General features: G+C 74.0%; 14 protein-coding genes. 7 read left to right on the top strand and 7 right to left on the bottom strand.

Going from position 1 to position 12,556, the window contains the following annotated elements; all coding sequences use genetic code 11:
- Window positions 1-8 precede the first annotated feature (8 nt).
- Entirely contained in the window at window positions 9-272 is a 264-nt protein-coding gene (locus DER29_RS01200) for a DUF6343 family protein (RefSeq protein ID WP_121395528.1), read from the bottom strand.
- Between the two features lie 28 nt (window positions 273-300).
- Window positions 301-1,158 (bottom strand): NAD(P)H-binding protein, encoded by an 858-nt coding sequence (locus DER29_RS01205; protein ID WP_121395529.1) that lies wholly within the window; start codon window positions 1,156-1,158, stop codon window positions 301-303.
- A 191-nt stretch (window positions 1,159-1,349) separates the two neighbouring features.
- Between DER29_RS01205 and DER29_RS01210 the strand changes: the two genes are divergently transcribed.
- Both DER29_RS01210 and DER29_RS01215 read left to right on the top strand, forming a co-directional pair.
- Window positions 1,350-1,961 (top strand): antibiotic biosynthesis monooxygenase, encoded by a 612-nt coding sequence (locus DER29_RS01210; protein WP_121395531.1) that lies wholly within the window; start codon window positions 1,350-1,352, stop codon window positions 1,959-1,961.
- Window positions 1,962-2,203: 242 nt separating this feature from the next.
- Complete coding sequence (locus DER29_RS01215) at window positions 2,204-3,055, top strand: GDSL-type esterase/lipase family protein (RefSeq protein ID WP_121395533.1); 852 nt, start codon at window positions 2,204-2,206, stop codon at window positions 3,053-3,055.
- Window positions 3,056-3,119: 64 nt separating this feature from the next.
- Here the strand turns inward: DER29_RS01215 and DER29_RS01220 are convergent, their stop codons facing one another.
- The 3 genes from DER29_RS01220 to DER29_RS01225 all read right to left on the bottom strand — a co-directional run bounded on the left by DER29_RS01220 (window position 3,120) and on the right by DER29_RS01225 (window position 5,001).
- Window positions 3,120-3,878 carry an EcsC family protein gene (locus DER29_RS01220; RefSeq protein WP_370040003.1) on the bottom strand — a complete coding sequence of 253 codons (759 nt, stop codon included), beginning with the start codon at window positions 3,876-3,878 and terminating at the stop codon, window positions 3,120-3,122.
- Window positions 3,879-3,917: 39 nt separating this feature from the next.
- Complete coding sequence (locus tag DER29_RS34395) at window positions 3,918-4,061, bottom strand: hypothetical protein (RefSeq protein WP_199729070.1); 144 nt, start codon at window positions 4,059-4,061, stop codon at window positions 3,918-3,920.
- Between the two features lie 103 nt (window positions 4,062-4,164).
- Complete coding sequence (locus tag DER29_RS01225; RefSeq protein WP_121395535.1) at window positions 4,165-5,001, bottom strand: peptidase M23; 837 nt, start codon at window positions 4,999-5,001, stop codon at window positions 4,165-4,167.
- A 419-nt stretch (window positions 5,002-5,420) separates the two neighbouring features.
- On the opposite strand from DER29_RS01225, the gene DER29_RS01230 reads away from it, so the two are divergent.
- Genes DER29_RS01230 through DER29_RS01240 form a run of 3 tightly spaced genes read left to right on the top strand, consistent with a single transcriptional unit; the run spans window position 5,421 to window position 7,519 of the window.
- Window positions 5,421-6,341, top strand: a complete 921-nt coding sequence (locus tag DER29_RS01230) for a proteasome assembly chaperone family protein (RefSeq protein WP_121395537.1) — start codon at window positions 5,421-5,423, stop codon at window positions 6,339-6,341.
- A gap of 37 nt (window positions 6,342-6,378) precedes the next feature.
- Window positions 6,379-7,176: an exodeoxyribonuclease III gene (locus tag DER29_RS01235; RefSeq protein ID WP_121395539.1), complete on the top strand. Its 798-nt coding sequence runs from the start codon at window positions 6,379-6,381 to the stop codon at window positions 7,174-7,176.
- A 28-nt stretch (window positions 7,177-7,204) separates the two neighbouring features.
- Complete coding sequence (locus DER29_RS01240; protein WP_121395541.1) at window positions 7,205-7,519, top strand: antibiotic biosynthesis monooxygenase; 315 nt, start codon at window positions 7,205-7,207, stop codon at window positions 7,517-7,519.
- A 145-nt stretch (window positions 7,520-7,664) separates the two neighbouring features.
- Here the strand turns inward: DER29_RS01240 and DER29_RS01245 are convergent, their stop codons facing one another.
- Together DER29_RS01245 and DER29_RS01250 are read right to left on the bottom strand one after the other, a co-directional pair.
- Window positions 7,665-8,342, bottom strand: coding sequence for a class F sortase (locus DER29_RS01245; protein ID WP_121398901.1), 678 nt, complete (start codon window positions 8,340-8,342; stop codon window positions 7,665-7,667).
- A gap of 7 nt (window positions 8,343-8,349) precedes the next feature.
- On the bottom strand, window positions 8,350-8,958 hold the full coding sequence (locus DER29_RS01250; protein ID WP_121398903.1) for a hypothetical protein: 609 nt from the start codon (window positions 8,956-8,958) through the stop codon (window positions 8,350-8,352).
- A gap of 222 nt (window positions 8,959-9,180) precedes the next feature.
- On the opposite strand from DER29_RS01250, the gene trmB reads away from it, so the two are divergent.
- Together trmB and DER29_RS01260 are read left to right on the top strand one after the other, a co-directional pair.
- Window positions 9,181-9,810 (top strand): tRNA (guanosine(46)-N7)-methyltransferase TrmB, encoded by a 630-nt coding sequence (gene trmB, locus DER29_RS01255; RefSeq protein ID WP_233599979.1) that lies wholly within the window; start codon window positions 9,181-9,183, stop codon window positions 9,808-9,810.
- Window positions 9,811-9,943: 133 nt separating this feature from the next.
- Window positions 9,944-12,448 (top strand): RNA helicase, encoded by a 2,505-nt coding sequence (locus tag DER29_RS01260; protein WP_121395544.1) that lies wholly within the window; start codon window positions 9,944-9,946, stop codon window positions 12,446-12,448.
- Window positions 12,449-12,556 lie beyond the last annotated feature (108 nt).

The raw sequence follows: 12,556 nt of genomic DNA on the forward strand, positions 1-12,556 counted from the left end.
TACTCCTGTCACTCGAAGAGTGAGTGGCGGGCGCCCGGCTCCTCCCGGCGGCGGGCGGCGCGGCGGCGCTGGATGATTACCAGGTCGACCACGGCGACCACCGCGAAGACCACGCAGAGGACACCCAGCCACACCAGGTCGGCATTGAACGCCAGCACCGCGAAGACGGTCATGGTCACCAGCCCGAACCCGGCCAGCAGGAGCCGCATGTTGAGCGCGCTGTAGGCGTGGCCGACCGTGCCACGGGCACGCCGGGGCTGCGATCTCGTCATTGCACCGACCTACCCCCGATCGACCCGCTTAACCCGCCCCGGCCGGTCGGCTCCCGCGGGCGCCCTCGTCGGTGCGCCAGGCGCCCCTGGCCGCCGCGTCGGCGGCGTACGCCGTGAAGTCCTTCGGCGCCCGCCCCGTGACCTGCCGGACGGTGTCGGTCGGCTCGGCGTCGCCGAGCTCCCGCAGGGCGGCGAAGGCGCGGATCTCCGCCTCGATCTGCGCGGGCGGGAGGCCCAGCGGGGCCATCGCGGCCCGGTAGTCCTCGGCGGCGCCCAGGTGGCGGACCGGGCGCCCGGCGGCCCGGGCGACGATGTCGACCGCCTCGCCGAAGGAGAGGGCGCGGGGCCCGGTGATCTCGTGGACCCGGCCGTGGTGGCCCTCGCCGGTGAGCGCCGCCACGGCCACCGCCGCGATGTCGTCGGCGTCGACGAATCCCTGGCGGGCGTCCCCCACCGGCACGGCCACGGTGCCGGCGAGCACGGCGTCGCGGAAGACGCCCTCGTCGAAGTTCTGGTCGAACCAGTCCGGCCGGAGGATCGTCCACTCGACGCCGCAGTCGCGCACCAACTTCTCGGCGGCCAGCAGCCGCCCGTCACGCATCGCCTCGATCGCCCGGCTGGACAGCAGGACGACGCGTCGCACGCCACTCTCCACGGCGAGCCGGACGAACGCCGGGTCGACCGGCACGTCGTGCGGGGCCATCAGGTAGAGGCGGGAGGCGCCGGCCACGGTCGGCTCCCAGGTCGCCGGCAGGGCCCAGTCGAAGCGGACGGCGCCCCGGCGCGACGCGGCCCGGACGGGCAGGCCGGCGTCCGACAGCCGGCGCGCCACCCGCCGGCCGGTCGAGCCGGTGGCGCCGAGCACGAGGATGTCGTCTGCACTCATGGGCCCAGTCGACCACCGACCTCCGACAGTTTCCGCGGCGCGTGAACCGGTCGACCGCCACCCGCCGGCGGCCCCCGTGGGTGGGCTGCCGTCAGCCCTGCCGGTGGGCCGCGTCACCCCGCTGGTGGGGTGCGTTACACAGGCGGCCGGTGAGCCGGTCGAACCGGCTCCGACCGGAGAGGATGGCCGGTATGACGATGACCCACGCGCTGCCGGTGACCGTCGCCGTCGCCCGGCGCACCGACCCCGCCCGGACCAGCGAGATGGTGGCCTGGATGCGGGCCGGCACGGCGCTGGCCGAGGCGTTCCCGGGGTTCCTCGGGTCCGGCTGGGTACGCAGCGCGCCCGGCTCCGGGGAGTGGCACATCATCTACCGCTTCGCCGACCACGACACGCTGCGCCGCTGGGAGGAGTCCCCGCAGCGGCACTGGTGGCTCTCCTCCGCGCAGGGCATCGTCGAGCACACCCGGGTCGAGCGGCGTACCGGCGTCGAGGGCTGGTTCGACCCGCCGCGGGAGCACGCGGCGCAGACCGTGCCGGTCAGCGCCGAGCCGACCGTCCCGCCGCCCTCCCCACCGCGCTGGAAGCAGGCGGTGACCATCTGGCTGGCGTTCTTTCCGCTCAGCCTGACCGCGACGCTGCTCACCAGCCGGTTCCTCCCGGACGTGCCGCTGGCCGCCCGGGTGCTGATGATGACCCTCACGCTGACCCCGCTGATGACCTACCTGGTGCTGCCCCGGATCACCCGGACCCTGCACTGGTGGCTGCACGGCCAGCCCGCGCCCTGGCGCCTCGCGCGCTGACCGCCGCCTGCCGCGCTGATCCCGGCCGGCGCGCCGACCGCCGTCTGGCACGCCGAGCGCGCTCTGACACACTGATCCCACCCGACACGCCGTTTGCCGTCTGGCGCGCGATCCGCGCCTAGCACGCGGAGTCGCGGCGGACCAGCCCTCTGCCGCATAGTCGACAGCGGCGGGTTGCCCCACCGGGCCCGCGCTTAGAGTTACCGCGCTGTCGGCTCTCCGCTGCGGGACTGGGGATGGTAATGCCTCGACGTTGGGTCACCGTGGCCGCCTGCCTGCTGGCGCTGGTCGCGCTCGCCTGCGAGGGCGGCGGGGAGCCCGGCTCCCGCCCGCCACGGGAGACGCCGTCGCCCGGCTCGCCCGGTGGCATCGCAGCCCTCGGCGACTCGATCAGCACCGGCTTCGGCTCCTGCCTGGTGCTCGTCTCGTGCCAGCGCAACTCCTGGTCCACGGGGGACGGGCTGCGCGTCGACAGCCTCTACCGCCGGCTGCTCGACCGGAACCCGGCGATCCGGGGCAAGGTCCACAACCACGCCAGCCCCGGCGCCCGCGCGGCGTCGCTGGAGGGGCAGGCCCAGCGGGCGGTACGCGACCGCGTCGACCACGTCACCGTGCTGATCGGCGCCAACGACGTCTGCCGGGGCGGCATCGAGGCGATGACCCCGGTGAGGCAGTTCCGCGCCGAGGTCGACCGCGGCCTGCGGGTGCTGCGGCAGGGCCGGCCGAAGGCCCGGGTGCTGGTGGTGAGCGTGCCGAACCTGCACCGGCTCTGGGAGGTCGGGCACACCGACGCACGGGCGGTGCGGGCCTGGAAGCGGGGCGTCTGCCCGGCGCTGCTGGCCAACCCCACCTCGACGGATCCGCTCGACCGGGCCCGCCGGGCGGCCGTCCGGGAGCGGATCGCCGACTACAACGCCCAGCTCGCCGCCGCCTGCAAGGCGTACGGCTCACGCTGCCGATACGACGGCGGGGCGGTGCACCGGGTGCGATTCGACCTGGAGCTGGTCAACCCGCTGGACTGGTTCCACCCCAACGCCGCGGGGCAGGACCGGCTGGCCGACGTGGCGTGGCGCGCCTCCGGCCTCGGCTCCTGACCCGCCGACCGACCGCACCGGCCCACCTGGACCGGGCGGCGGGATCGACGTACGGTGGCCCGCCTCAGGGCCGGCGGGGCTCGGGGACGGTCGGTCCGCCGCACTGGCGGTAGAGGGCGTGGGAGCGCGCGGCGAGATCCTTGGTGGCCGACGAGTTGGCCCAGGTGCCGAGGACGATCGCCGCGCCGGGCACCACCTTGGCGAAGACCCGCTTCGCCGCGCGCACCCCGGCCATCTGGGCCAGTCGCACGCCGAGGCGCAGCATGACCTTGCCGAGCGGGTTCTGCCCGCCGCTGCCGAAGAGGGCCCCGGCGCGCTCCCGGCCGGCGGCCACCCCGAGCGCGAGCCGGGCGCTCTCGGCGACCTTGTGCACCTTCTGCAGCACCAGCAGGTCGGTGGCCCGGTCGCCGTGCAGCGGGTCGACGCCGTACGCGGCGGCGACGTGCAGCACCATCCGGGCCTGGGTCCAGGCCAGCACGCCCACGTCGATCACGGCGCCGGGCAGCCCGGCGGCGCCCGACACCGCCCCGGAGAGCCGGGCGTGGTTGACGAACTTGCGTACCGCCTGCTCCGCCAGGGCCTCGGCGGAGATGCCGGGCTGCTCTGCCCGGGCCCGCGCGGCCCACTGTGCCGCCTCCGGCCCCATTCGGCGTACGGCCTCCAGGGCGAGGTGCTCCGGGGCGTACTGCGGGTCCTCCCGCATCCGGTCCCAGAGCTTCAGCGGCGGCGCCTCGGTGGCCTCCTGCGTCGGTGCCGGAACCACGGCCGGCGGCTGCGGTCCTCCGGCGACGTGCTGGTCGTCGGCGGGCGCGGAATCGGTCACAGGGGTCTCCCGGGGGTCGGAGAGGTCGGCGGTGACGGGTCAGCGGCGGTTCTGGAACTTGGCCGCGAGGCCCTTCAACTTCTGCTGGGTGCCGGGCTTGTTCAGCTCGCGTCGGCCGCGATCGACCATCTGCTGGCCCTTGGGCGAGCGCAGGAAGGCGCTGATCCGCTGCATCAGTGACATGTCGTCCTCCAGTCGGTGGTGCCTGCTCCATGTGTACCTCGGAGTGACAACACATGTACCCCGGATGCCCGAACCGCAACCGTCCACTGTGGCTGGTGCAAGCCTACTGCCCGGCCTCCAGGCACGCGGCGACGACCTTGGTGGCGCGCCACTCGTGCTTGGCGTAGTGCTCCGGGTAGGCGGAGATCTGCACCGCCTGGGCGGCGTCGGTGAGCCGCATCTGTTGCCAGCCCGGCACCTGGGCCAGCGCCGAGAGGAACTGCCGGGTGGCGAACTCCGGGTCCATCAGCTCACCGACCTCGCCCCAGCCGCTGCTGGAACGCTGCTGGAACAGCCCGACCGAGTCGTGGTCCCATCCGATGCCCTGGTGCGGGTACTCGCGGGACTCGGGAAGCACCCCGCTGGCGACGTTGTAGAGGTTGCTCTCCTGCATCGCGGTGGCGACCGCGATCACCAGCGCCCGCCGGGGCATCCCCATCTCGCGCCCGGTCCGCACGATCTCCTCGGCGTTCTCCATCTGGGCGTTGTCGAGCCCGACGACCGGGGCGGGGTCGACCGGCTTGCGGGTGGTCTTCTTCGGCGCCGGGGTGGTGGTGTCCGGGTCGGCGGCGCGGGTCGGGCTGGCGGAGGCGGCGACGCGCTCCACCCTGCGGGAGGCCGGGTCCGGCTCGGCGCGCTCGGTGAGCGCGGGGGGAGCGGCGGCGGGGGCCGGGTCGGCGGAGTCGTCGCGCGCGCCCTGGGCGACGGCGGTCAGCCCGAGGCAGCACAGCACGCCGGTGGCGAGGGCGATCCGGGCCCGGGCCGGCCCGCGCGTCAGCAGGCGGGCGTACGCCCCGGCGGCGCGGAGGACGATTGACCGAACGTACGAGGGGGTATCGTTCGAACGGTCAACCGGGTCACCGGGGGCGGTCTGGTCATCGAGGGTGGGGTCGTCACGCATCAGCCGAGGCTAGGCAGGCCCACCCGCCGATCACCCGGGGTGATCTCGTGGCTTTCCTCACGATATGGGCTGGGCCGGGTGGACGCCCCCGTCGCCCCGGACAGCCCGGGGGACGGACCTCGCGGACCGGTCAGACCTCCGGGTCGCCCCCGGCCCGCCCCTGCGCGGCCGGAACGCGGACAAAACCCCGACGTCCAGCCCATGATCCCCAAACTCCCCCGTTCGACCGATAGCCTGATCGTCCCGACGGTCATCGTTCGCCGCCCGACGGCGGGCTTGCGGGCATACGCCCGATTACTGGTCAGGTGACGACCCGCGGCGGGGCGCGGCGAGGAATGCACGAGGATGGCGGGTACGTTTCCCCGAACCGGGTGCCGTCGCGCGGCGACCCGTACGCACGACCAGGGAGGTCCGCACCGGTGCTCGACCCACACGAGCTCTACGAGCTCACCGACGATCTGCCCGACCTCGGTCAGCCGGTGCTGATCCAGACCCTCACCGGCTTCGTCGACGCCGGCAGCGCCACCCGACTGGCCAGGGAGCAGCTGCTCACCTCCCTGGACGCCCGCCCGATCGCCCGGTTCGACGTCGACCAGCTCTTCGACTACCGCTCGCGCCGCCCGGTGATGACCTTCGTCGAGGACCACTGGGAGTCGTACGACGCCCCGGCGCTGGAGCTGCACCTGCTCCGCGACGACGACGAGACCCCCTTCCTGCTGCTCACCGGCCCGGAGCCGGACCTGCAGTGGGAGCGCTTCGTGGCCGCGGTGGCGGGGATCTCCGCGCGACTGGACGTCCGGCTCACCGTCGGGCTCAACTCGATCCCGATGGCCGTGCCGCACACCCGGCCCGCCGGGGTGACCGCACACGCCACCCGCCGCGAGCTGATCGCCGGCTACGAGCCGTGGTTGCAGCGGGTGCAGGTGCCGGGCAGCGTCGGCCACCTGCTGGAGTACCGCCTGGGCGAGCTGGGCCGCGACGCCCTCGGCTTCGCCGCCCACGTGCCGCACTACGTGGCGCAGACGGAGTACCCGGCCGCCGCCGAGGTGCTGCTCGCCTCCGTGTCCCGCAGCACCGGGCTGTTGCTGCCCCGCGACGGGCTGCGTTCGGCGGCCGAGGTGGTCCGCGTGGAGATCGACCGGCAGGTCGCCCAGACCGACGACGCCGCCCAGCTGGTGCAGGCCCTGGAGGAGCAGTACGACGCGTTCGCGCGCGGCCGGGGCGAGAAGAACCTGCTGGCCGCCGAGGCCGGGCCGCTGCCCACCGCCGACGAGCTGGGCGCCGAACTGGAGCGGTTTCTGGCCGAGCAGACCCGCCCGGGCGACACCCCGGGCAGCTGAACCGGCGACGCGCGCGGGGATGGGGCAGGCTGGTCACATGCGTCTGGCGACCTGGAACGTGAACTCGGTGAAGGCCCGCCTGCCCCGGCTGCTCGACTGGTTGGCCGGCACCGGGCCGGACGTCGTCTGCCTTCAGGAGACCAAGTGCCCGGACGGCGCCTTCCCGGTGGCCGAGGTGGGCGAGCTGGGCTACACGGTGGCCAGCCACAGCGACGGCCGGTGGAACGGGGTGGCCATCCTGTCCCGGGTCGGCCTGGCCGACGTGACGGTGGGGTTCCCCGGCGAACCGGGCTTTCCCGATCCCGAGGCCCGGGCCATCTCGGCGACCTGCGGCGGGGTCCGGGTCTGGTCGGTGTACGTGCCGAACGGTCGGGCGCCGGACGACCCGCACTACGCGTACAAGCTCGCCTGGTTCGTGGCGCTGCGGGACGCGCTGGAGGCGGAGCTGACCGGCGGCCTGCCGCTGGCGGTCTGCGGTGACTTCAACGTGGCGCCCACCGACGCCGACGTCTGGGACCCGGCGGTGTTCACCCACTCCACACACGTCACCCCGGCGGAGCGGGCGGCCCTCGCGGCGCTGCGCGACCTCGGGCTCTCCGACGTGGTGCCCACGCCGATGAAGGGCCCGCACCCGTTCACCTACTGGGACTACCGGGCGGGCATGTTCCACCAGAACAAGGGCATGCGGATCGACCTCGTGTACGCCTCGGCGCCGTTCGCCCGGGCGGTCCGCTCCGCGTACGTGGACCGGGAGGCGCGCAAGGGCAAGGGGCCCTCCGACCACGCGCCGATCGTGGTCGACGCCGACCTGGTTCCGGCCGTCGAGTCGTTCTGAGCCCCGGCCCCGTCGCTAGGGTGGAGCCATGGCAGTCGTGAAGATCAACGCGATCGACGTCCCTCCCGGCGCGGGCGAGGAACTGGAGAAGCGGTTCGCCGCCCGGGCCGGGGCCGTGGAGAACTCCCCCGGCTTCCTCGGCTTCGAGCTGCTGCGCCCGGTGGCCGGGGAGAACCGCTACTTCGTCTACACCCGCTGGGAGACCGAGGAGGCCTATCAGGCCTGGGCCGCCGGCCCCTCCCGCGCCGCCCACGCCGGGACGGGCGAGAAGCGCCCCCCGGTCGCCTCCGGCGCCACCCTCCTGGAGTTCGAGGTAGTCCAGCAGGTCCCGGGCCGATCCTGACCCTCCCCCACCTCCCCGCCCGCCCTCTCCGGAGGCGTCGATCATGAGGTTGGCGGCGAAGTGGATCTCCCTGACCGCCGCCAACCTCATGATCGTCGGGGATCGGGCGGGACGGAGAGGGGGCGGGGGGCCGGGGTGGGTGGGGTCAGGGGTTGTGGGAGGAGAGCAGGGTGGCGAAGGCGATGATGTTGTCGGCGTAGCCCGTCCGGCCGCCGAGCCAGTCGCCGCCGCAGGTGATCAGGCGCAGGCCCGCGGGGCCCTCGTCGCCGTAGACCCGCTCCGCCGGCAGCCGCTCCTTGGGGAAGTGCTCCACGGAGTCGACCCGGAACACCACGACCGAGCCGTCCGCCCGGGCCACCTCGACGGTGTCGCCCGGGCGCAGCTTGTGCAGGTCGTAGAAGACCGACGGGCCACGCTTGGTGTCCACGTGCCCGACGATGACCGACGGGCCCGGCTCGCCCGGGGTGGGTCCCCGGTCGTACCAGCCGGTCTCGTCGGCCCGCTCGAGCGGCGGGACGGCGATCGAACCGTCCCGGGCCTGACCGACGGGAGCCACCGGGGCGGACACCTTGATCGCGGGAATCGACAGGCGCACCGGCCGGCTGGCCGCCAGCGTGCCGCTCTCGCTGCGGGCCGGCCGGTCCTGTCCCCCGCCGGCGGCCCAGTCGAACGGACCGGCGGTGCGCCCCAGGCCCGCGCCGGTGGCGAAGACCCCGGCCAGCACCAGCACCACGGCCAGCGGCACCGACCAGGGGCGACGTCCGGGCGGCCGTGGGCTCCGGGCCGCTGCGGCGGCCGGCTTCGGGGCGGGCGTGGTGGCCATGACCGGCTCAGCGTCGGGCGGCGCCACGGACGGTACGCGGGCGGCGCGCCGCCCGGACCGCGAGCACGATGCCGGTCACGATCAGCGCGAGGCCACCCGGGAGCAGCAGCCCGCCCGTGACGCCACCGGCGCCCCCGCCGAACCCGGTCGCCGGGCCGCGACTGGGCTTCACGGCCTTGACGACCTGGAGCATGGTCGAGGCGGTCTCACCGTCGCGGCACTCCAGCTTGATCCGGTAGTTGCCGGGCCGGGTGCGCTCCCGCACCATCGGCGTGGCGGTCAGCGAGCCGTTCTGCGGCTGCACCTGCACTCGGCCGAAGGCGTCCGAGACCACGGTGGCGGGGATGGAGTTGTCCCGGCAGTTGGCCCGGATCCCCACCAGGAAGCCGGGCTCGACCGTGCTCGGGCTGACCTCGACGAAGACGTGCGGCCCCGGCGGCCCCGGCTGGGGCGCGCCGGCCCGGACCAGCGAGGCGACGCCGGACTCCAGGACGACGCCGGACGGCAGGGACGACAGGACGGCCGTGGGCGGCGGGGCGGCGGAGGCCGGCGGGGCCGCGAGCAGGGGACCGGCGAGCACGGTCGCGATCGCCAGCGCCACACCGCCGCGGTGCACCGACACGACGCCCCCTCCCGGCGCGTTGGGGCAGTGCCGGGCAACACCAGGCACCCGGTCTGCCGTACGGGATGGATCCTCTCATCCCCGGGCGAACATCACATCCGATTCGGCGCGGTCGTCGCGTACCCTCGGGTCGTTGTGACCTTCACCGACTCCCCCGCCGCCGTCCCCGCGCCCGCCGCCCGGACGATCCGGACCTTCCATCCGCGCCGTGGCCGGATGAGCAGCCGCCAGACGGACGCCCTCGACCGGCTCTGGCCGGTCTACGGTCTGCACGTGCCGGAGCGGCCCGGCACGCCGGTGGACCTCGCCGGCCTGTTCGGCCGCCGGGCCCCGCTGGTGCTGGAGATCGGTTCCGGGATGGGCGACACCACGGCCGAGATGGCCGCCGCCGACCCCGGTCGAGATTATCTGGCGGTCGAGGTGCACACGCCCGGAATCGCCAACCTGCTGGACCTGGTGGACCGGCACGGCCTGCGCAACGTACGGGTGGCGCAGGGCGACGCCCTGGACCTCGTGGCGGGCCTGCCGGAGGCGTCGCTGGACGCCGTGCACGTCTTCTTCCCCGACCCCTGGCCCAAGTCCCGGCACCACAAGCGGCGGATCATCCAGCCGGCCCACGTCGCGCTGCTGCGCTCCCGGCTGACGCCCAACGGCACCCTGCACTGCGCGACCGACTGGGCCGAGTACGCCGAGGCGATGCGCCAGACCCTGGACGCCGACCCGGGGCTGGTCGACGCGCACGACGGCTTCGCCCCCCGCCCCGCCCACCGCCCGGTCACCAAGTTCGAGCGCCGGGCCCTGCGGGCGGGCCGCCCGATCTTCGACCTGATCCACCGCCGGGCGTGAAGGCGGGGGCCGCTCCGGCGCCGGAGCGGCTGGGCCGCCATGCCGCTCGGCGCCCTCGGAGCCGGCCCTTTCACGCCTCTCCCGCCAAGCCGGTTGGCGCTCGGGGGCATGATCCAGGCACGATGGACGCGCTATGACGCTCACCGCCGCGCTGCCGACAAGCGCCGACCCCGACACCCTCTTCGACGCGTTCGCCGGCTGGGCGAAGGAGCGCGGCCTCGACCTCTACCCCCACCAGGAGGAGGCGGTCATCGAGATCGTCTCCGGCGCCAACGTGATCATGAACACGCCGACCGGGTCCGGCAAGAGCCTGGTCGCGATCGCGGCGCACTTCGCGGCCCTGGCGGACGACCGAACGACCTTCTACACCGCCCCGATCAAGGCGCTGGTGTCGGAGAAGTTCTTCGCCCTCTGCGAGGTCTTCGGCGCCGACAACGTCGGCATGCTGACGGGCGACGCCAGCGTCAACGCCGACGCGCCGATCATCTGCTGCACCGCCGAGATCCTCGCCAACCTCGCGCTGCGCGAGGGCGAGCGCGCCGACGTCGGCCAGGTGGTCATGGACGAGTTCCACTTCTACGCCGAGCCGGACCGGGGCTGGGCGTGGCAGGTGCCGCTCATCGAGCTGCCGCAGGCGCAGTTCGTCCTGATGTCCGCCACGCTGGGCGACACCACCCGCTTCGTCGACGACCTGGCCCGGCGCACCGGCCGGCCCACCGCCGTCGTCCGCTCCGCCGAGCGGCCGGTCCCGCTGATCTTCTCGTACGCGATGACGCCGCTGCACGAGACCCTCGAGGAGCTGCTGGAGACCAGGCAGGCACCCGTCTACGTCGTGCACTTCACCCAGGCCGCCGCCCTGGAACGCGCCCAGGCCCTGATGAGCGTCAACGTCTGCACCCGTGCCGAGAAGGACATGATCGCCACCGCGATCGGCAACTTCCGGTTCACCTCCGGGTTCGGCAAGACCCTGTCCCGGCTGGTCCGGCACGGCATCGGCGTGCACCACGCCGGGATGCTGCCCAAGTACCGCCGGCTCGTCGAGACCCTGGCCCAGGCCGGCCTACTCAAGGTCATCTGCGGCACCGACACCCTCGGCGTCGGCATCAACGTGCCGATCCGCACCGTGCTGTTCACCGGCCTGTCCAAGTACGACGGGGTGCGTACCCGGCTGCTCAAGGCCCGCGAGTTCCACCAGATCGCCGGCCGCGCCGGGCGGGCCGGGTTCGACACCGTCGGCCGGGTGGTCGTGCAGGCACCCGAGCACGTCATCGAGAACGAGAAGGCGCTCGCCAAGGCCGGCGACGACCCGAAGAAGCGGCGCAAGGTGGTGCGCAAGAAGCCGCCGGAGGGGTCGATCGGCTGGGGCCAGCCCACCTTCGACCGCCTGGTCGAGGCAGAGCCGGAGCCGCTCACCTCCAGCTTCCACGTCAGCCACTCGATGCTGCTCAACGTCATCGGCCGCCCCGGCGACGCGTTCGCCGCGATGCGGCACCTGCTCACCGACAACCACGAGGACCGCGCCGCCCAGCGCCGGCACATCCGGCGCGCCATCGCCATCTACCGGGCGCTGCGCGCGGGCGGGGTCGTCGAGCAACTCGACGAGCCCGACGAGACCGGGCGGCGGGTCCGCCTCACCGTCGACCTCCAGCTCGACTTCGCCCTCAACCAGCCCCTCTCCCCGCTGGCGCTGGCCACGATCGAGCTGCTCGACGTCGAGTCCCCCTCGTACGCCCTCGACGTGCTCTCGGTGGTCGAGTCGATCCTGGACGACCCGCGCCAGGTGCTCTCCGCGCAGCAGTTCAAGGCCCGCGGCGAGGCGGTCGCCGCGATGAAGGCCGAGGGCATCGAGTACGAGGCCCGCCTCGAACTCCTCGACGGCGTGACCCACCCGAAGCCCCTGGCGGAGCTGCTGGACTCGGCGTACGAGATGTACCGGCAGGGGCACCCGTGGGTGGCCGACCACGAGCTCTCCCCCAAGTCCGTCGTCCGGGACATGTACGAGCGGGCGATGACCTTCACCGAGTACGTGCAGTTCTACGGGCTGACCCGCTCCGAGGGACTCGTGCTGCGCTACCTCGCGGACGCGTACAAGACGCTGCGGCAGACGGTGCCCGAGGACGCCAAGACCGAGGAGCTGGTCGACCTCATCGAGTGGCTCGGCGAGCTGGTCCGGCAGGTGGACTCCAGCCTCATCGACGAGTGGGAGCGGCTGCGCAACCCCACCGACGCCGCCGAGGCCGCGGAGGCGCTGGACGACCGTGTCCCGGCGGTCACCCGCAACGCCCGGGCATTCCGGGTGCTGGTGCGCAACGCCCTGTTCCGCCGGGTCGAGCTGGCCGCCCTGCGCCGCTGGTACGACCTCGGCGAGCTGGACGCCGCGTCGGGCTGGGACGCGGACGCCTGGGCCGACGCCCTGGAGCCGTACTTCGAGGCGTACGGGGAGATCGGGGTGGGCCCGGACGCGCGCGGGCCGGCGCTGCTGATGATCGAGCAGGGTCGGGAGCGGTGGACGGTCCGGCAGATCCTCGACGACCCCGACGAGGACCACGACTGGGGCATCAGCGCCGAGGTCGACCTCGCGGCCTCCGACGAGGCGGGTGCGGCGGTCGTCCGGATCACCTCGGTCGGCCAGCTCTAGCCACCGCCACGACGTGCGGGGCCGGCTCCGGCCGGCCCGGCGCGCTGCCCCGGGTGCGCGCACCCGGGTATCGCGTTGCCGGGGTGAGCCGCCCTGGACTAGGTTGAC

Origin of the sequence: Micromonospora sp. M71_S20 (assembly GCF_003664255.1) — a bacterium.
In the GTDB taxonomy this organism is placed as follows: Bacteria; Actinomycetota; Actinomycetes; order Mycobacteriales; family Micromonosporaceae; genus Micromonospora.